Source organism: Sulfitobacter pacificus (genome assembly GCF_030159975.1).
Classification (GTDB): domain Bacteria; phylum Pseudomonadota; class Alphaproteobacteria; order Rhodobacterales; family Rhodobacteraceae; genus Sulfitobacter; species Sulfitobacter pacificus.
Genome location: NZ_BSNL01000001.1, coordinates 818,447 through 838,230 on the forward strand (window position 1 = coordinate 818,447; position 19,784 = coordinate 838,230).

General features: G+C 58.1%; 16 protein-coding genes. 8 read left to right on the plus strand and 8 right to left on the minus strand.

Annotation, left to right across the window (positions count from 1 at the left end; genetic code table 11):
- Positions 1-24: 24 nt before the first annotated feature.
- The 5 genes from QQL78_RS04115 (at position 25) to QQL78_RS04135 (ending at position 5,060) form a co-directional block, all read left to right on the plus strand.
- Positions 25-582, plus strand: a complete 558-nt coding sequence (locus QQL78_RS04115) for a tetratricopeptide repeat protein (RefSeq protein ID WP_284370842.1) — start codon at positions 25-27, stop codon at positions 580-582.
- Positions 583-614: 32 nt separating this feature from the next.
- Positions 615-3,473, plus strand: a complete 2,859-nt coding sequence (locus QQL78_RS04120) for a helicase-related protein (protein ID WP_386258900.1) — start codon at positions 615-617, stop codon at positions 3,471-3,473.
- Positions 3,474-3,482: 9 nt separating this feature from the next.
- Positions 3,483-3,860, plus strand: a complete 378-nt coding sequence (locus QQL78_RS04125; protein WP_284375437.1) for an RNA-binding S4 domain-containing protein — start codon at positions 3,483-3,485, stop codon at positions 3,858-3,860.
- A gap of 52 nt (positions 3,861-3,912) precedes the next feature.
- Complete coding sequence (gene fdxA, locus QQL78_RS04130; protein ID WP_025044282.1) at positions 3,913-4,251, plus strand: ferredoxin FdxA; 339 nt, start codon at positions 3,913-3,915, stop codon at positions 4,249-4,251.
- A gap of 296 nt (positions 4,252-4,547) precedes the next feature.
- Positions 4,548-5,060 carry a CarD family transcriptional regulator gene (locus tag QQL78_RS04135; protein WP_025044283.1) on the plus strand — a complete coding sequence of 171 codons (513 nt, stop codon included), beginning with the start codon at positions 4,548-4,550 and terminating at the stop codon, positions 5,058-5,060.
- A gap of 51 nt (positions 5,061-5,111) precedes the next feature.
- Here QQL78_RS04135 and cobS read toward each other — a convergent pair whose 3' ends face one another.
- Positions 5,112-5,882: an adenosylcobinamide-GDP ribazoletransferase gene (cobS, locus tag QQL78_RS04140; RefSeq protein WP_284370851.1), complete on the minus strand. Its 771-nt coding sequence runs from the start codon at positions 5,880-5,882 to the stop codon at positions 5,112-5,114.
- A gap of 81 nt (positions 5,883-5,963) precedes the next feature.
- Between cobS and cobT the strand changes: the two genes are divergently transcribed.
- On the plus strand, positions 5,964-6,977 hold the full coding sequence (gene cobT / locus QQL78_RS04145) for a nicotinate-nucleotide--dimethylbenzimidazole phosphoribosyltransferase (RefSeq protein ID WP_284370853.1): 1,014 nt from the start codon (positions 5,964-5,966) through the stop codon (positions 6,975-6,977).
- A gap of 59 nt (positions 6,978-7,036) precedes the next feature.
- On the opposite strand, the gene QQL78_RS04150 is transcribed toward cobT, so the two are convergent.
- Together QQL78_RS04150 and QQL78_RS04155 are read right to left on the minus strand one after the other, a co-directional pair.
- Positions 7,037-8,953, minus strand: a complete 1,917-nt coding sequence (locus tag QQL78_RS04150; RefSeq protein ID WP_284370855.1) for a cation:proton antiporter domain-containing protein — start codon at positions 8,951-8,953, stop codon at positions 7,037-7,039.
- A 71-nt stretch (positions 8,954-9,024) separates the two neighbouring features.
- Positions 9,025-9,480: an Lrp/AsnC family transcriptional regulator gene (locus tag QQL78_RS04155; RefSeq protein WP_284375439.1), complete on the minus strand. Its 456-nt coding sequence runs from the start codon at positions 9,478-9,480 to the stop codon at positions 9,025-9,027.
- A 145-nt stretch (positions 9,481-9,625) separates the two neighbouring features.
- Here QQL78_RS04155 and hppD point away from each other — a divergent pair, with 145 nt between their 5' ends.
- Positions 9,626-10,723, plus strand: coding sequence for a 4-hydroxyphenylpyruvate dioxygenase (gene hppD, locus QQL78_RS04160; protein WP_284370857.1), 1,098 nt, complete (start codon positions 9,626-9,628; stop codon positions 10,721-10,723).
- A gap of 36 nt (positions 10,724-10,759) precedes the next feature.
- Here the strand turns inward: hppD and QQL78_RS04165 are convergent, their stop codons facing one another.
- The 3 genes from QQL78_RS04165 to QQL78_RS04175 all read right to left on the minus strand — a co-directional run bounded on the left by QQL78_RS04165 (position 10,760) and on the right by QQL78_RS04175 (position 15,974).
- On the minus strand, positions 10,760-13,375 hold the full coding sequence (locus QQL78_RS04165) for a hypothetical protein (RefSeq protein WP_284370859.1): 2,616 nt from the start codon (positions 13,373-13,375) through the stop codon (positions 10,760-10,762).
- 156 nt (positions 13,376-13,531) lie between these two features.
- Positions 13,532-14,821 carry an O-acetylhomoserine aminocarboxypropyltransferase/cysteine synthase family protein gene (locus tag QQL78_RS04170; RefSeq protein ID WP_284370862.1) on the minus strand — a complete coding sequence of 430 codons (1,290 nt, stop codon included), beginning with the start codon at positions 14,819-14,821 and terminating at the stop codon, positions 13,532-13,534.
- Between the two features lie 136 nt (positions 14,822-14,957).
- Positions 14,958-15,974: a hypothetical protein gene (locus QQL78_RS04175; RefSeq protein ID WP_284370864.1), complete on the minus strand. Its 1,017-nt coding sequence runs from the start codon at positions 15,972-15,974 to the stop codon at positions 14,958-14,960.
- A 90-nt stretch (positions 15,975-16,064) separates the two neighbouring features.
- Between QQL78_RS04175 and QQL78_RS04180 the strand changes: the two genes are divergently transcribed.
- Complete coding sequence (locus QQL78_RS04180; RefSeq protein WP_284370865.1) at positions 16,065-16,658, plus strand: hypothetical protein; 594 nt, start codon at positions 16,065-16,067, stop codon at positions 16,656-16,658.
- 78 nt (positions 16,659-16,736) lie between these two features.
- On the opposite strand, the gene QQL78_RS04185 is transcribed toward QQL78_RS04180, so the two are convergent.
- Complete coding sequence (locus QQL78_RS04185) at positions 16,737-18,509, minus strand: TRAP transporter permease (RefSeq protein WP_284370867.1); 1,773 nt, start codon at positions 18,507-18,509, stop codon at positions 16,737-16,739.
- A gap of 65 nt (positions 18,510-18,574) precedes the next feature.
- On the minus strand, positions 18,575-19,570 hold the full coding sequence (locus QQL78_RS04190; RefSeq protein WP_386258901.1) for a TAXI family TRAP transporter solute-binding subunit: 996 nt from the start codon (positions 19,568-19,570) through the stop codon (positions 18,575-18,577).
- Positions 19,571-19,784: the final 214 nt, after the last annotated feature.

The window sequence follows — 19,784 nt, forward strand, 5'->3', positions numbered from 1 at the left end:
CAGCCTGTTACATTCACTGTTGTTATGCGCAACTTACCCGTCAACCTCAAACGTCACCTTGCGGCACTCGGTGCCTTTGTGTTGCTGTGCAGCACAGGTTTTGCGGGGACTGTGGCACCGGAAGTCTTCGATAGGTTGAAAAACGCCAATGAAATTGATGCGCCCCGCGTGGCCAAGGAAATCGAGCTGGAGTGGTCAAAATCCGGCTCTGCGGCGATGGATTTGCTGTTGCGGCGCGGGCGAGAGGCCTTGTCAGATGGGCAATACCCTCTGGCGATCGAACATCTGACAGCCTTGACCGACCATGCGCCAGATTTCGCCGAAGGGTTCCATGCTCGCGCTGAAGCCTATTTTAGGGCCAATCTTTATGGCCCGGCGCTGGATGATCTTGAAACCACTCTGGCCCTGAATCCACTGCATTATGAGGCGATGTTCGGTTTGGGGGTGATATTGCAGGAATTTGGGGATCTGCGCAGAGCGGCGCAGCTTTATCGCAAAGTCTTGGCGATCTACCCTAGCCATGAGAATTCACGCGAGGCATTAAGCCGATTGAAACGCGACGGCATTGGCCGCGAACTCTGATCGGATAAAAAGTGTCAGGCAATGGAAAGGTTGTGGCCGTATTGGGCCCGACCAACACAGGCAAAACCAGCTATGCAATCGAACGGATGCTGGGGCATCGTACCGGCATCATCGGACTGCCGCTGCGCCTTTTGGCGCGCGAGGTCTATGACCGGATCGTTGCGATCCGTGGTCCCTCCGTGGTGGCGCTCGTCACCGGAGAGGAGCGTATCGTGCCGCCGCGCACGCAATACTGGGTCTGCACCGTAGAGGCGATGCCCGAAGGAATGGGCGCGGATTGCGTTGCAATTGACGAGGTCCAGCTTTGTGCCGATCCAGAGCGTGGGCACGTGTTTACCGACCGCCTGCTGCGCTATCGGGGTTTGCATGAAACCCTGTTTCTGGGGGCAAGCACCATGCGTGGCAGCATTGCAGCACTGGTGCCCGAGGTGCATTTTGTCACTCGCGAGCGGATGTCCGAACTCACCCATATAGGTCAGAAAAAGATAAGCCGGATGAAGCCACGCAGTGCAATTGTGGGATTTTCGGTTGAGAATGTATATGCCATCGCAGAGTTGATCCGCCGCCAGAAGGGCGGAGCCGCGGTGGTGATGGGCGCACTCAGCCCGCGCACGCGCAATGCGCAGGTCGACATGTATCAAAACGGTGAGGTTGATTATCTGGTGGCGACAGATGCCATCGGGATGGGGCTGAATCTGGACGTAGATCACGTGGCCTTTTCCGCGCTCAGCAAATTTGACGGGCGCCGGATGCGACCGTTGGCACCAAATGAGCTGGCGCAGATCGCCGGGCGGGCGGGACGCGGTTTCAAAAGCGGGACCTTTGGCACAACCGGTGACGCACCGGCGCTGGATGACGGCGTGGCGCAGGCGATCATGGACCATAACTTCACGCCACAAAACAAGTTGAATTGGCGCAACCATGCCTTGCAATTCGGCTCAATTGACCGTTTAATTTCAACTCTAGAGGTAAGTCCCAAGGAGGAAAGACTGGTCCGTGCCCGCGAGGCGGACGACCTGAAAGCGCTGAAAACCCTCGGACAGCTTGATGAGGTTTATGCCCGTTGTACCAATGGTCCTTCGGTGAAATTGCTGTGGGATGTATGCCGTATTCCCGATTTTCGCGGCATCAGCAGTGCGGAACACGCGGCCCTTCTGGAGAGTATTTTCATCGACCTGCATCAGAGAGGTGAAATTTCCGAGGATTGGCTGGCGCGTCAGGTCAAACGCATCGACCGTACCGATGGGGATATCGATGCCCTGTCCAAGCGATTGGCGTTTATCCGCACATGGACCTATGTCGCGCAGCGCAAAGACTGGACCAGGGACGAAAGCCATTGGCGCGGGGCAACTCGTGTCGTAGAAGACCGCCTATCGGACGCCCTGCACGAGCGTTTGACACAAAGATTTGTAGACCGGCGCACATCCGTGCTTTTGCGCCGGCTAGGACAGAAGGAAGCCATGGTGGCCGAAGTAAGCGATACCGGTGAAGTGACCGTCGAAGGCGAATTTGTAGGCAAGCTGGACGGTTTCCGTTTCCGCGCCGACAAAGGGGCAGGCGGCGCCGAAGAGAAGACAATCAAGACCGCAGCGCTTCAGGCGTTGGCTCCGCAGTTTCATCTGCGTGCGGACCGGTTTTACAATGCGCCCGACACGGAAATTGATTTCACCGAACAGGGCGGCCTGATGTGGGGCGCTTCTGCGGTGGGCAAGCTGGTCGCGGGGCAGGATCCGCTGAAACCGCAGGTCGAAGTATTTGTCGATGATGTTGCTGGCCCCGAGGTTGTGCAGAAGGTGCAGCGCCGTTTGCAGCACTTCATTGATCGCAAGGTTGCCGCGCTGTTCGAACCGCTTCTGGCGCTGTCCAAGGATGAGACACTGAACGGGCTGGCCCGTGGCTTTGCCTTTCAGATGGTTGAAAACTTTGGCATTATTCCCCGCGCGCGGGTGGCAGAGGATGTCAAATCGCTGGATCAGGATGCCCGTGGTGCGCTGCGCAAACATGGCATTCGTTTTGGTCAGTTCACCATCTTTATGCCTTTGCTGCTCAAACCTGCGCCAACCCGGTTGCGTCTGGTGTTGTGGTCGCTTTCCAAAGGCTTGTCAGAATTCCCTGAAGCGCCGCCGCCCGGATTGGTGACCATTCCGGTGGATGCCGGTGCGCCCGAAGGGGCCGACACAATGTCAGGATATCGCAACGCAGGCACCCGTGCGATCCGCATTGATATGTTGGAGCGTCTGGCCGACATGCTGCGCAGTGAAAACTCGCGCAGCGGGTTTGAGGCCAAGGCGGATATGTTGTCGATCACCGGCATGACGCTTGAGCAATTTGCCGATCTGATGGGCGGGTTGGGCTATCACGCGGAAAAGGCAGAGCGCAGCAAGGTAAAGCCGGTCACAGAGGTGATGCCAAAAGCTGGTGAGGCCAAGGCGGACACGCCGGTGATGGATGTAAATGCCGCACCGGAAGGGGCAATTACCGAATCCCCTGCACCGGACGCGACGGCAGAAATCGCCGATGCGGGCGTGGCACCGATTGCAGAAACGCCAGTTGAAGCCCCTGAAGTGGCGGCAGCCTTGCCGGAAACCCCTGCCGAGGAAATCCTGCCCGGCACGGCGCCTGATGCAGATGTGGCCGAAGTAGAGATGGAAGTGTTTTACACTTTCACCTGGGGTCGCCCCGCGCGCAACACTGGCAACCCGCGCCGCAGCAATGACAAGCCACGTGGCAAAGGCAAGCCGTCGCAGGGCAAGGGCCGCAAAGGCGGACCAAAGGGTGATAAGGGCAACAAGGCCCAGAACTTCTCTGCCCGTCCACCCAAGAAGGAAAAGGCGATTGACCCTGACAATCCTTTCGCCGCGGCCTTGATGGGGTTGAAGGACAGTAAATAAGTGTCTGAAATGACCGAAAAACTGCGCGTGGACAAATGGCTATGGCACGCGCGGTTTTTCAAGACACGCACATTGGCCGCCGCACAGGTTAAGGCCGGTGTGCTGCGCATCAATGGCATCGTTTCAAAGAAACCAGCCAGCACGGTATCGCCCGCTGATGTGCTGACCTTTGCGCAGGGCGATCATATTCGCGTGATCCAGATCGACGCCTTGGGGATCCGGCGTGGTCCGGCCCCGGAAGCACAGGCGCTTTATACCGATCTGTCCCCGCCAGAGCCCAAAACCCAGAACAAACCACCCAAAAACCCCGGCTTTGACGGGAAAGGGCGCCCAAGTAAGAAGGATCGCCGCACGCTTGATCTTTCTAAGGCCCGCTATCTTGAATGATCGCGCGCCCTGATTTACTTCACGCCAAAGCATTCCTGACAGAGATCCTCCCATGACCTACATCGTGAACGACGCCTGCATCGCCTGCAAATACACCGACTGCGTCGAGGTATGTCCGGTGGATTGCTTCTACGAAGGCGAAAACATGCTGGTGATTCACCCTGATGAATGCATCGATTGTGGCGTCTGTGAACCTGAATGCCCCGCTGACGCGATCCGCCCCGATACAGAACCGGATGCGGAGAAATGGGTCGAGTTCAACCGCAAGTATTCGGAGCTGTGGCCGGTGATCATCACCAAGAAAGACCAGTTGCCCGAAGCGGAAGAGCGTGACGGCGAAACCGGAAAGCTGGAAAAATACTTTTCCGAAGCCCCCGGCGAGGGCGGCTGATTCGCGCGAGATTCGTGATGATCTGCCCCTAGCGCCTTGTTTTACAGGGGAATTGCGTCAAATCTGGTGAACTTTCGGAACGGCCGTTTTTGTGGTATAGTAAGTGAAAGCTGAAACAGACGATCGGTCACCAATGCATCACTTCTCTTTGCGAAACTGCTGCCACAACTGACCATTCTATTCCGACTTAGACGCACCCCATCGCGGGCCATATGGCTGCGATTGGATGCGTTATTTCGTGTCTGCCACAGCCCAACTATTTACTGCGGGTTCGCCCGCGCCACAGGAGCCACTACATGTCTAAATCGAAAAAGCTTGATTTCCGCCCCAATGAGTTTGTCGTCTACCCCGCGCATGGCGTTGGGCAGGTCGTATCCGTTGAGGAGCAGGAAGTCGCCGGCATCACGCTGGAGCTGTTTGTGATTGCCTTTGAAAAAGACAAGATGACCCTGCGCGTCCCGACGCATAAGGCGACTGAAATCGGCATGCGCGCGCTGTCATCACCTGATGTCATTGCCCATGCGATGAAGACGCTGAAGGGCAAGGCCAAGGTCAAACGGGCCATGTGGTCGCGCCGTGCGCAGGAATACGAGCAGAAGATCAACTCGGGCGATCTGATTGCGATTGCTGAGGTGGTACGCGACCTGCACCGCACAGACGATCAGCGCGAGCAAAGCTATTCCGAACGTCAGCTTTATGAAGCGGCACTTGAGCGGCTGACCCGCGAAGTCGGCGCTGTGGGGGGCGGTGATGAGGTTGCCGCGGCCAAGCAGATCGGTGACGTGCTGGAAAGCCGCATCGCAGCCTAAGCGATTGTGAATAATCCGAAAACGCCGTTCCTGAAACGGGGCGGCGTTTTTCTATGCCAGCGTGGCAAGGAAACTTAGCAGCACGGCAATTTCCGTCACCTGTTGCGTCGCCCCCAGCACATCCCCGGTTTGCCCACCAACCTTGGCACGGGCGACAAGTGCCACAGCCATCGTTGTAACCAGCACGGGCAATAAGGTGACGGGCAGTATCAGCGTTGCGGCAATAACTCCCGATAGCACCGCAGTGACCATCGCGGATTTCGGCGGACGTCCGGTATTGCCTGAAAGGCCGGAAGGGCGGGCCGCAGGCAGACCATACATCACCGCAACCATGGCCGCCCGCGACATCACCGCCACGCAGAGCAAGGCCACCACATAGCCACCAGCCTCAAGCAGCGCGGTAAGGGCGAGCCAGCGCAAGGCCAGTGACAGCACCAGTGCAATCACGCCATAGGTGCCAATCTGGCTGTCTTTCATGATCTCCAACCGCCGTTCCCGCGTCCAGCCGCCCCAGAAGCCATCGGCGCAATCGGCCAGACCGTCCTCATGCATGGCACCGGTGCTGATGATGCTGGCCAGCAGCATGAACAAAGCGGCAGCAGCTGGCGGTAGGCCAAGCGATAGGGTCAACCATCCGGCAAAAGCCGACAGGCTGGCGATGACCACCCCGACCAGCGGATAGGCCCATGCAGCATGGGCCGCGGGCCGGGTCTGATCCGTTGTGAAGACCGAGGAGGGCAAAGGCAGCCGCGTCAACAACCCCAGGGCGGTTGTCAGATCGGCAAAACGGGGGCGAAATTTGATGATGTCGTTTCCAGTCACTTTTCTGCCTTTTGGCCTCTTCCTGTGGTGCGATGTGGTGGATAGACAGGAGGCAACGCAATCCAAAGCCAGAGCATGCCCATGACCCATGATTTTGCAACCCTGTCTGATTTTCGCACCTGTCTGGCCGGGTGCACCCCTGCGGATGACGATATGCGTGCTGCTGCCGATGCGCACAACATGCAATTGACCAAACCGCCCGGTGCCTTGGGCCAGCTGGAGGATCTTGCCCTGTGGTACCGCAGCTGGCGCGGTGGTGAAAATACCGAAATTTCCACGCCACAAGTCATTGTTTTCGCGGGTAACCATGGGGTTGCAGCACGGGGTGTTTCGGCATTCCCTGCCGAGGTAACCGCACAGATGGTGATGAATTTCCAACATGGCGGGGCAGCGATTAACCAGATTGCGCGGGTGAACGGGGCAACATTGGACGTGGTTGCGCTGGATCTTGATCAGCCGACGGCAGATTTCACCCAAGCCCCCGCAATGTCCGAAGAAGAACTTGTCGCGGCTTTGCAGGCGGGATGGGACGCGGTGAACGCGGATGCTGATCTGCTGGTTGTGGGGGAGATGGGGATCGCCAATACAACCTCAGCCGCTGCGCTGGCCTGTGCCCTGCTGGGGGGAGAGGCGGCGGAATGGACCGGACGCGGCACGGGTGTTAATGATGCGGGGCTTAGTGTGAAAACACAGGTCGTTGCAGAGGGTGTGACCCTGCACAAGGGGCAGGGGGATGGGTTAGAAACCCTGCGCCGTCTGGGCGGGCGTGAATTGGCCGCAATGGCAGGGGCGATGGCGCGGGCACGTGATTTGCGCATCCCGGTCATTCTGGATGGGTTCATCTGCTGCGCTGCTGCCCTCTGTCTGGAGCATACGCAAAAAGGTGCGTTAGATCATACGGTTGCCGGCCATCAAAGCGCCGAGGCCGGGCATGCCCGCCTGCTGGAGGCTTTGGGCAAACCTCCCTTGTTGCAGCTGGGTTTGCGGCTGGGTGAAGCATCTGGTGCGGCTTTGGCGATTGGCCTTCTGAAAGGCGCGATGGCCTGTCACGCCAGCATGGCCACCTTTGCACAGGCGGGTGTCAGCGACAGCTAAATGCGACGGATCGAAGTAAGGAAAGGGAAGGGCCGCAGAGTGCTGCTCCTCCCTATTTTTCACGCGCGTTTCTTTTCCGTGTCATCGCCACGATTGAGGAAGGCGGTTTCAAGGTCCTTTTGCAATTCCTTGGCGCGGGCCACGTATTCCTTATTGGCAGAAGGTTCGACATCTGCCCGCCACAGGGCGGCCAATTCGCGCACCGACATGCGGTCATGCGCGTAGAACATCCGTTCTGCCTCATGTGCCTCGAACTCTGACAGGCCCATGTTTTCCAACACGTAACGACCCGCCCGAAGGGAGCTGTCAAACATCTCGCGCACGATGTCATTGGCACCGGCCTGATATTGGCGGTACACCTCTGTGCGGTCGCGTGCGCGGGTGATGATGTGCAGATCCGGGCGTTCCTTGCGGGCATAGGTGATCAGCCCCAGCGCAGCTTTGGGGTCGTCCAGCGCCACAACCAGCACACGTGCATCCTTGATGCCCGCTTTGCGCAGGATATCTGGGCGGGTCGGGTCGCCCAAATAGGCCTTGAACCCAAACCGGCGCATCACCGCAATTGCCTCCGGGTTGTGATCCAGAACAACGGTCTGAAAGCCGCTGGTCTGTACCAAACGGTTCACGACCTGACCAAAGCGCCCGATCCCCGCGATGATTACAGGACCGTCATCTTCGATATCATCCGGTTCCGCCGTGCCGCCGGTATCCTCCATCCGTTTGTGAATCACATCATAAAGGATGAACAACAGCGGCGTGATCAGCATCGACAGGGCAATCACCAAGAGCAGGGTTTCGGCAACCACGCTGGGCATCACGCCGGTGGTCACCGAGAAGCTGACCAGTACAAATCCAAATTCACCGGCCTGCGCTAACCCCAAGGCAAACAACCATTGGTCCCGCCCGCGCAGTTTGAAGATACGGGCCAACCCATAGAGGATCATCCCTTTGATGATGATCACCAGCAGCGCCATGCCAATGATGATCACCGCGTCGGAGAACAGCAGCTCAAAATTGATACCCGCGCCTACGGTGATGAAAAACAGCCCCAGCAGCAGCCCTTTGAAGGGTTCAAGGTCGGTTTCCAGCTCGTGGCGGAATTCAGAGCTGGCCAGGACCACGCCCGCAAGAAAGGCACCCAATGCGGGTGACAGCCCCACCAGCATCATCAGAAACGAGATACCGGTGACGATCAGTAGGGCAATGGCGGTATACATCTCACGCAGATTGGCCGAGTGGATATAGCGAAACACGGGCCGTGTGAAAAACACGCCAACAACAATAATGGCAGCGATGGCGGCGATGGTCACAAGGGTGACCCCCCAGCCGGGCAGGTTTTGCACAAAGGAGAACGCAGCTTCGGCAGCGGCGGGGCCATGGGAGCCTTCGGTGGATTTATGGGCGGCGTCGACTTTCTCTGGGTTAACCGAGATTGATCCGTCCGGCATGACCCCCGCAACCGTCGAGATCGCCAGCAGCGGCAAAAAAGCAAGGATCGGGATCACGGCGATATCCTGCGTTAACAACACCGAAAACACAGAGCGCCCGCCGCTGGTGCGCATCAGGTTCTTTTCTGACAGGGTTTGCAGCACAATCGCGGTAGAGGATAAGGCCAGCGTCAAACCAATCGCCAGTGCCACATTCCACGGTTGATCATAGGCCATGGCAATGCCCATCAGCGCTGCGGTAGAAATCACCACCTGCAATCCGCCAAGGCCCAACAGCCGGTGTCGCATGTCCCAAAGGGCGCGTGGTTCCAATTCAAGCCCGATCAGGAACAGCATCATCACCACGCCGAATTCGGCGAAATGTTGCAGATCCTTGGTTTCGGAACCCACAAGCCCCAGCACGGGACCAATCAGGATACCTGCCGCCAGATATCCCAGCACAGACCCCAACCCCAACCGTGCGGCAATCGGCACCGCGATGACAGCAGCTGCAAGGTAGATGGTGGCTTGGAACAGGAAACCTTCCATGTCGGTCCTTTCAAAGGAATAGAGGCTTGGGGCGATCAGGTGTCATATAGGTCGAAAGAGTGGGCATGCTATCAGGTGGGCAGCGGCCCGTCAGGTTTAAGCTGGTCCATCACAATTTGGCTGTTCACGCGCGAGACTGCCGGATGGGGCAGCAAGACCTCGTGAATAAGCCGGTTGAGGCTGGGCAGATCTGCACAATAGACCCGTAACAGGTAATCTGCATCCCCTGTCATCGTCCAGACACTCACGATTTCGGCACGTGCGGCCATCAATTGCCCGAAACTGCGGGAGTTTTCCGGCCCATGGGTCGTCAGATGGACCTGCACAAACCCCTGAACGTTCAACCCCAGCCGCAAGGGATCAAGTCGCGCGGTGTATCCTTTGATAAATCCCTCTGACTCCAGCCGTTGACGCCGTCGCCCGGCCTGTGAGGCCGACAGATTCAAGCGTTCGCTTAACTCCTGCGCAGTCAAATGTGCGTCTTTTTGCAGGGCGGCCAAAAGGCGGGTGTCAATTTCATCCAGCATGGTGCGGGTTTCTCGCGTGGTTTTCGACATTCCTGCGGGAATTGAACGGAAATTGCCAGACGAAAGCGACAGAATGCGGAAACTTGGCGGGTCGTTGCTTATATAACGGTCGCCAACGCCATTTCCACATTCAAGGAGTTGCCCCATGGGCCCTTTCCCGCATGACGCCCCCAAATCTATCATCTCGGCAGAGAATCCGGCTGGTACGGATGGTTTTGAATTTGTTGAATTCGCCAGTTCCGAACCGCAAGAGCTGCGCGATCTCTTCACCCGGATGGGTTATGCCCATGTGGCCAACCACAAGACCCAGAAAATCGAACTCTGGCAGCAGGGGGACATCACCTATGTGCTGAACGCGGAGCCATCGAGCTTTGCTGCGAAATTCGTGGAAGAACACGGCCCCTGTGCCCCCTCAATGGGCTGGCGTGTTGTGGATGCGCAAAAGGCATTGGCCCATGCCATCGCCAATGGGGCAGAGGAATACACTGGGGACGGCAAGGTGCTGGATGTGCCCGCGATTATGGGGATCGGCGGGTCACTGATCTACTTTGTGGATCAGTATTACGATACATCGCCCTACAACTGGGAATATGACTGGATCACCCAGTCCAAGCCTGAAGGGGTCGGCTTTTACTATCTCGATCACCTGACCCACAATGTGTTCAAGGGCAATATGGACGTCTGGTTCAAGTTCTATGGCGACCTGTTCAACTTCCGTGAAATCCGTTTCTTTGACATTTCGGGCAAGTTTACCGGCCTGACATCACGCGCTTTGACCTCTCCCTGTGGTCGCATCCGCATTCCAATCAACGAGGACCGGGATGAAAAGGGCCAGATCGTTGCCTATCTGAAGAAATACAAGGGGGAGGGCATTCAACACATCGCAGTGGGCGCACGTGATATCTATGAGGCCACGGATGCGATTGCCGACAAAGGTGTGAAATTCATGCCCGGCCCGCCTGCGACCTATTACGATATGAGCAAGGCACGTGTGAAAGACCACGACGAACCTCTGGACCGGATGCGCAAACACGGCATCCTGATCGACGGTGAAGGCGTCGTGGATGGCGGTGAGACGCGGATCTTGTTGCAGATCTTTTCAAAAACCGTGATTGGTCCGATCTTTTTCGAATTCATCGAACGCAAGGGGGATGACGGGTTCGGTGAAGGGAACTTCAAAGCGCTGTTCGAAAGCATCGAACAGGAGCAGATCGACAACGGTGAGTTAAAAGACGCCTCCTGACGGCGGGGGCACGGGATAGGGCGGTATAAAGCTGCCCTATCTTGGCATCTTGAGGACCAGATCGCGGCCTCTTTTCTTGTAGCGCAATTCACTTTCGCCAATTGCGGATACCCGTCCACCATCTATCCTGTCGCCAACAACAACTTTTTGATAGCGCCCGTTGCCCAGACGGACCAAGGCGCGGCGGCTGGAGGGTTTGCCGTAAACCCCAATCAGGTTCACCTTGCGCAGGTTGAGCGCGTTTTTGACCGTGGCCCGTTTCGCGACAGAGGCGCTTGACGGGATCTTGGGTGTGACGCTGCGCGGGGCGATGGTTGCTGCGCTGGCGACGCGAACGGCCGGATCGGGTTTGGCCTTTTGCGCGCGCTTTACGATCCGTGAAAAGTTGCGGGGGCGCACATCAGGCCGCACAGAGGCGCGAACGGCAAATTTAGTCGCATTTTCAATTGGATTGGGGGTGGCAAGCGCAAGGGCGATAGCACCGTCAACGTTAATCGGTTTAACCGTCGGTGCCTCTTGAACAGCCGCCTGCGCGGCGGCTTTTTGTTGAAGTGATGTTGGGCGCAGGGCAGGGCGGTAGCCGGCCAGCTCACTGCGTGTCAGCCCGTCAAGCTGCGCACGTTCGGTTTTTTCCACCAGATCAGCAGGACGTGGTTTGGGGCGCGCCGCAGCCAGAGCATCCTGAACGGCGGTCTCTTCCGGTGTGGTTTGAAAACGCGCCGGAATGGCGGGCGGGACCAATGGGGGTTTACCCAGAAAAACGGTGTAACCATCAGGGCTTAGCGCGCCAGTGGCTGTGGCAACAACCAGACCGTTCGCATCCAGTTTAAAGGCGGTGCCCGCCGCAGCCGGTGAGGACAATGCCGCCAACACAATATCGGTGCCAAAGCTGGCCCCATTTGGCAGGGCAACCGCATCGGTTGTGGTGCTGACCGGGTCAATGCTTGTCAGATAGAGGTCTTCGATATTGATCAAACCGGCGGGTTCAGGCGGCACTTGCGGTGCCAGCGGCCAGATGCCGGTGGTGGCATAGCGGGCTTCAACCTCGGCCTTTGTCGGGGCAGCAGGGACCGCGGGTTGCACCGGCTCACGCAGCGCATCCAGCACAGCGGCGTCTTCCTCGCTCAGGCTGGTTTCCAGCGCGGCAAGCTGCACTTCGGGGGCGGTTTCCGGTTCCGCCACAACAGCCGGGGGGGCGGATGCGACTTGAGGTTCGGCGCGCTGCCCAAACAGCCGCGAAAGGCGCATGCCGTCATCCAGAAATACCGATGCCCATGCCGCCACACCTGCCAGAAACATCAAAAGGGCCGCTGTCAGGATCAACCCCAGAAACCGTGGCTTGCCGCCGACCTGTGACTTGCGGGCCCCGAAAATTGTCATCCGCTCTGATTCAGACGCTTCTTCCGTGCCGGCGACGGGGGGATGTGCCGCCGCCTTTTTCGCTTTGGCACCCTGAGTTTTGGAGGAGCGCCGGCTGAGGAAGCCGCTTGTACGGTCCGCTGATGGGGCGGCCATAACGTCCGCAGGCAATTCCGCAGCGGGAGTGGGAGCAATGGTCTCGGGCTCAATGGCGATATGCCCTGAACTGACCGAAACGTCGGCGGCGGCAATACGATCGCGCTGTACCCCGTCCAGTTTAGGCGGTGTCGCGGCCTCCGGCCCGCGGCGGCTGGCAAAGCCGACCAATGGCGGTGCGGCCTTTTCAGGCGGTAGGTCTATTTTGGAGAGCGGTGTTTTTTCCTGTGCGGCGGGCTGTTCCACTGGGGTGGCGGCCTTACTTGCCGCGGTAGGATCAGACGCAGCCGCCTTGTCGGGTGTCGCAGGTTTGTCCAGCGGCGGATTAATTTCTCGCGATGCAATGTTCTCGGAAGGCGCGGTTTCTTCAGATGGCCCCGATTTTTCAGAAAGGGTCGCAGTGGCTTTTGCTGTTTTGCTTTCGACCTTGGCAGCAGGTGCTGAACCGGCGGGTGCTTCCTCGGTCTGATCAAATTTTGGTTCGGCGGCTTCCGGGGTCGCTTCCACAGCCATTGGCGCAACATCCTGCGCTGGCGTTGGGTCCTTTGATGCGGCTGCTTCGGTGGCACCTTCAGGCGGCGTCACACGAGGGGTCGTCACGATCTTTACGGCAACGTCATCCGGCGTAACCGTCTCACCGGGTTGCAGGAAGGTTTCGCAATCCTCTGTTTGCCCGAAAAACGGTTCGCCCACATAGGGCTGATCCCCCGGCGTTGCGGCAAAGCTGACCGGGTTAAACCGGTGGTCGCGGGCGAAGCTTTCTGCTTCTTCCAGCGTTTCCTTGGCCACGGCAGCAATATGTGTGTGATCGCCATCAACACTGCAATCAATGACCAGATCATCCACCGCATAGGGGGTCGCGCCGTCCAATGCGAAAACAGCAGCAGCGCGGCGTGCGGCAGTGTCAAAACCGGGGGTGTCGATGGTCAGATATTTGATTTGTTCGTTGGGCAGCAAAAGCTTGCTGTGCAATGCACCCGGTTCCAGATCACTGGCGGTTTTGCGCAGCACGGCCAGTTCCGCGGCCATATCCCCTGCATCGAGCGCTACATCTCCGACAATGCGCCACCCCCCCACTGCACGGTGCAACAGGCGAATACCGTCAACTGAAAGGGAAAGGGCAAAACTGGGCTTCATCACGAGAGACTTTTACACAAGGACTAACGGCAATTTCCTAACCGCGGATTGACGTTAGAATAGCCTGTAGGAACGCGTATGAAAAGGCCTGCGGCAGGTCGATGCCCGCCACAGGCCCTTGTTGGTGGTATCATGCCGCCCGACGGGCGGTGTTTCCTAGCTTGAGGCCTTGCTGAGCGCCTGATCAAGGTCTGCGATCAGGTCATCTGCGTCCTCTGTGCCGATGGAAATGCGCACCACGTTCTGACCGGCACCGGCGGCTTCTTGCTGCTCTGGCGAAAGCTGGCGGTGGGTGGTCGAGGCGGAGTGGATCACCAGGCTGCGCGTGTCGCCCAGGTTTGCCACATGGCTGAAGATTTCCAGCGCATTCACCAGTTTGATACAGGCGTCATAGCCGCCTTTCACGCTGATCGTGAACAAGGCACCGGCACCCTTGGGGCAGACGGTTTTGGAACGTTCGAAATAAGGTGAGGATTCCAAACCGGCATAGGTGACCTTTTCGATGCGGTCGTCTTTTTCCAGCCATGCCGCCACTTTCTTGGCGTTCTCCACATGGCGCTCCATGCGCAGCGACAGGGTTTCTGTGCCCATCAGTGTGTAATGTGCCGCTTGCGGGTTCATCGTCATGCCCAGATCACGCAGACCAATGGCAATGCCGTGGAAGGTAAAGGCCAGATTGCCGAAGGTCTCGTGGAACTTCAGACCGTGATAGGCGGGCTCGGGCGCGCTGAGCGAGGGGAATTTGTCGTTTGCGGACCAGTCAAATTTACCCGAATCGACAACACAGCCCCCCGTGACCGTGCCGTTACCGGTCAGGTATTTGGTGGTCGAATGCACAACCAGTGTCGCGCCATGTTCGATGGGGCGGCACAGGAAGGGTGTGGCCGAGGTGTTGTCGATGATCAACGGCACCTCTGCCGCATCAGCGATATCGGCAATGGCGCGCACATCCATGATATAACCACCGGGGTTGGCAATCGCCTCGCCAAAGATCGCACGGGTGTTGTCATCAACCGCCGCTTTCACCGCGTCCAGATCATCAAAGTCAACGAATTTGCACTCCCAGCCGAAACGCTTGATCGTGTGGCTGAATTGCGTGACCGTACCGCCGTAGAGACGTGTCGAGGCGATGATATTCTTGCCCGGGCCCATCAGCGGGAACAGCGCCATGATCTGTGCGGCATGACCGGAGGAGCAGCAAACCGCGCCCACACCGCCCTCAAGCGTGGCAATGCGTTCCTGCAAAACCGCAACCGTCGGATTGGTCAGGCGGGAATAGATATATCCGACCTCTTGCAGGTTAAACAGCGCCGCTGCGTGATCGGCATCGCGGAACACATAGGCCGTTGTTTGGTAGATCGGCGTCTGGCGCGCACCGGTTGCTGGATCGGGGCGGGCACCTGCATGAATTTGCAGCGTGTCGAAGCCGTAGGTTTGGTCAGACATGGGGATCTCCTCCTTGGGGTTTGGCAAATGGTTAGCGGATGGGCATTGCCCACACAAGAGAGCCGCCCGTTCTAGGAACAAGGGTTCTGCAAAGCGGATCGGTGGCAAAACGGGTGTTTGGTCGTTGCCGCGGCGGTCAGCGGATCCAGAATCCGTTTTTCTTGATCTGGTTGCGGATCATCTGTTCGCGCCTTGGCAGGTTGCCCTGATCAAACAGGGCGCGCACCTTATGCCCGCGGCCCTGATAGATCATGCGTTTGGCGGCATTTGATCCTTTCAGCACTTTTTTCAGTTTATTGGGGGCGGTGACGGTTTCCAGCAGCTCGATCACCCGGTCACTTTCGCGCGCATAAAGCAGCGGCAGGAAACGGTAATGACAGCTGACCTCGCCATCCAGGTAGCCTTCGGGCAGGGTGTCGCGCCCGCCGCCAAGTGCATGAATAACCAAAGGCAGGGCGACCTGATCAAGCCATGGATCAAAGGACTGTGCGCAAAGTTCGACAGGCGGTGTGTCACGGATCGCCAAGGCGTAATGCAGGAACTTCGCGCCAAATTCCCGCGGACAGCGATAATAAAAGAACCCCGCGTTGAAATAGAGGTAGCGGCGCCAGTATTCATCCGGCTGGCTTAAATCGAGACTGCTGTCGAAATCGAGGTCGAATTTATCATAAAGTGATTTCCACAATCCGGTGTAACCGGGGCCGTAAATCTGCGGAATCGGCCATGTGCCCTCGCGCCGTAGGGAGGCGCTGGGGCGGTCAAAATCGAACGGGACAGACATTAGATCGCCGGTAATCAACGTATCGGTGTCAAAGAAAACAAAGGGCTCGCCCTTGGGCAGCACCTTCAACATTTCGATCTTGTTCCCGTAGGGGTATTCCTGACCGAAGTGTTTGCTTTCAAATGGAATAATCTCCGCCCCTAGGTTTTCAAGCGCGCTGCGCACCTCAGCGTTCTTGATGCTCGGGTCGTTTTTCCAAAGTACCCCGGGCTGGGGTTCGGCGACAAACAGCCGCCCCTTGAAACCGGGACTGCAATGGCGCAGCGACGCGGCAAAGATCAGCGCCTCATAGGCCAACCGTCCGTGTTGACCAACGATCACCACATTAAAAGCGGGATTGGAGGTTTGCGGGCTTGCCTGTTCACGTGCCATAGTTCTGCTGCGCCTTGTTTTTTGGGGACTATAGGCGCGAATGGGTTTGCACAAAAGACGGCAATTTCGCCACGGACAGGGAGACAGACCATGTTGGAGATTTTCTTTGCGATGGTGGCCGCCACGTTGAACGGCACCCCATCGGCACAAACGTCAGCACAGGCGGCGGGGGTTCAGGTCGATACCAACAGTGTGGTGATCGGGCAGGGGATGGTGATCGAAGGCACACCCGTGCCCGCGACACCAAATGCGGCAGCAGATACATCACAGCAACAATTCAACATGACCGTGGTGCCTGCCGGGCTGACCCCAGAGGCGCAGACCCCCAGCGGAAAGTTCACCACTGCGGCAGAGGTCAAGCCGATCCTGAACGCCACCAAGGGCAATTGGGTTGCGGTGCGCGAATACGACGGGCAGGACCTGCTTTATGTGACGCATCTTTGGGCTTGGCGTTGCGGGCTGAAGGCGATGGCGATTTCCGTCAATGGCGAGACGATGCAGAACTGGCCACTGCCCCCTTGTCACACGGAATTTTCCACACCCAACGCGGTGTTGGCAGAGGATGGGGCGCCCTATCTGACCTTGCGGCTGGGCTCTGTGCAGGACATCACCATCCAGATCGTCTATGATGATCTGAGCATGGATGTGGCGCGTTTTGCACGGGGCGACGTTCTGACTCCTTAACTGCTGCAAGCAGCAGGCGGGACCACGGGGGACCCCTGTGGCGGACCAACGGGGCTTACCCGATGCCGTCCTTTGGCGCTAGACAAAGGCGCCTGCAAAAAAGACCCCAAGCCCCAGCAGGATCAACCCCAGTCGCAGCGCCAGATGGTAGTTTGAGATCAGACCAAACGATAGGCAGGCCAGCCCAAATGCCATTTTGGCAAAGGCGATAAGTGCTTCAAGCGGGGCATCCCCTAGCCGGATGATCTGGGGGTTGGCAATCATGCCCAGCGGAATGAAATACAGACCAATCCCAAGCGCCATCGCGCTGAGTGCCACCTTTAGCCAGTTTTCCCCAATCATCCCCGCCGCGATAAACACTGCCCCACAGACCGGCGGGGTGATGGTTGAAAGCAGGGCAAACCAGAAGACAAACAAATGCGCCTGCAAGGGGTCCAGACCAAGATCGGTCAGGGCAGGCCCGGCGACAGAAACGCAGATCACATAGGCGGCAGTGGTTGGAACCTCCATCCCCAGCAACAGGCAGGCCAGGGCGGTCAGCAACAGCGAAGGCCAAAGCGCGCCGCCAGAACCGGAAACGATGAAAGAGGTCAGCTTGACCCCCAGTCCGGTGATGCCAAGCACACCAATCACAATCGAGGCGCAGATGATGATCGACCCAATCATCGCAATCTGACGTCCCGCGCTGATACAGGTCTGTGACAAACGCTGTGCCCCCTGACGCAGGTCAAGACCGGTTTGCCCGTTAAAGGCCAGCAGGGCGATGCCGACAAAAATCGCCAATGCGGCGGCATATTGCGGGGTAAGGCGCAGGGCAAACATCCCCAGCAGCAGCACGGAAAACGGTAGGGCAAAAAAGCAGGAGGTAATCAGGATGTCGCGCAGGGCAGGTTGTTCGTCTTTTGGAATGCCTTTCAGCGCATGGCGCGTGGCAAAGGCATCAATGCCAATCCAGACGGCAAAGAAGAACAATACCGCAGGCAGGGTCGCGGCAAGCATGATTTCCAGATAGGGCACCCCGGTCAGTTCGACCATCACAAAGGCACCGGCCCCCATTAGCGGCGGCATGATCTGCCCGCCAGAAGAGGCAACAGCCTCTACCGCGGCGGCAAGGCGTTTGGGGTAGCCAAGTTTGACCATCGCGGGCAAGGTTACCGCGCCGGTCGAGGCGACATTGGCAGAGGCTGAGCCGGAAATGGACCCGAACAGGGCGGAGGACAACACCGATACCTTTGCCGCCCCGCCGCGCAACCGGCCCGCCGCCCCGGCGGCGACATTCATGAACCCTTGACCCGCTTCACCTGCGTTCAGCACCGCCCCAAAAATCACAAAGATCGAAACCACACCTACGGAAACCCCAGTGAGACTACCCCAGAGCCCGCCCTCGGCAATGGTCAGCGTCCCCAGAAAACTGGCAAGCGGTGTGCCGGAATGGCCAAATTGCCCCGGAATATGTTGGCCAAATAGCCCGTAGGCCAGTGAAAGCGCAGCAACCAGCGGCAGCGGCCAGCCAATCATCCGCCGCGCGGCTTCCAGCACAAGCGCCAGCAGGAACAGTGCCATGAGGATCTGGCCTTGCCCTTCCAGAAACCCGTATTGGTTGCGCAATTCCTGATGGTGCAGCGCAATCCAGAGACAGCAGGCCACCCCGCCACCCGCAAGCAGCAGCCCCCAGATGCGCTGCCCCGACGACACGGCTGGAAAGACAAACACCCAAGGCAGGATCAGGGCCAGATGCAGAGGGCGGGCCACAAGATTAGGCACCAGCCCATAAAAGATCAGCCCGATATGGGCGATGATCATCAGCATGCCGAGCCCGGCCCAAAGGGCCGTAGTGCGGGTGTTGATCATAGTGGGAACTCGAAGAAATGAAATGTGCCCGGCGGTATCGCCGGGCAGGTCAGGGGCTGAGATGGTTACTTATGCGCGTCAGAAATCGGCGCGCCAACCTCTTCGTAGTAGCGCAGCGCACCGGGGTGAACCGCTGTGGTGATGTTTGCAATCATGTCAGGGCTGATGGCGTTCCACCATGCGGCGGCGCTGCCCAGTTCGGACTTCTGATCCCAGAACGTCTTGGTCAGCAGATAGGCGGTGTCGTCGCTCATTGCGGTGGTGGTATAGGCGACAACCGGCAAAGAGGTTGTGGCAACATCCGCCTCCTGACCGGCGTAGGTTCCGGCCGGGATGGTTAGCGGTGTACGTTTGGTTTGCGCGACCTGTTCCTCGGAAAGGGACAGAACCCGCACCCCGGTGGATGCCGCCGCTTCAATCACGTTGGGTGCCGGATAAGACCCAGCCGTCACAAACCCGTCAATCTGCCCGTTTTTCAAAGCTGAAACAGCGTTCGACAGTTCTGAATCCGCCAGTTCCACTTTGCCTTCCAGACCAAAGAGCGACAGATATTTCTCCCCCTCACGGGCCCCGAAACTGCCGCTGCCGAGCAGGATGTTCTTGCCTGCCATATCTTCGAATTTTTCGATGCCGCTGTCGGTAGAAACCACAAAATGCATGGTCAGGGAGGGGATCGGAAACAGCGCGCGGATGTTGTCAAAGGAGGGATCACCCTTGCCCTCGAACATCGCTTTTCCTCCCTGCGCCAAACCGACAAGGGCGGGCGGGGTTGTAAAGACGTAATCCGCCCCGCGTGCGCGCACTTCCATGACGTTTTGAACCGACCCCTGGCTTTCTTCCACAGTCACAACAACCGCACCATCGGTGCCGGTCCGCATGGCTTCGGCAATTTGCACACCCATCTGGTAATAGGAAGAGGCTGTTTTGGCCGACTTATAGGTGATCCGCTCTTGGGCGAAAGAGGGTGCGGCGGTCAGGGCCATGGCAGATGCGATGGCAAATGTCTTGAGCAGCAGTTTCAATTTATTCTCCTGATAAAAGGGTGCCAAAAGGTGGCGCATGTCGGCAGGCCCGGCAAGGCCAGTGCGTGGCATATCAAAGAACTATGCATCTAAAGCGCGAAACATCAATCGGAAGATATTTTTACTACCCAAGGCAGAAATCACCGCCGGTTGGTGGCGACAGCAATCAGCGTATTGCAGTGCCGACGACGGGGATTACTCTGGCATATTCTGTGCAGATATTTCGTAAGGTGCTGTAAATGATATTTAAAAT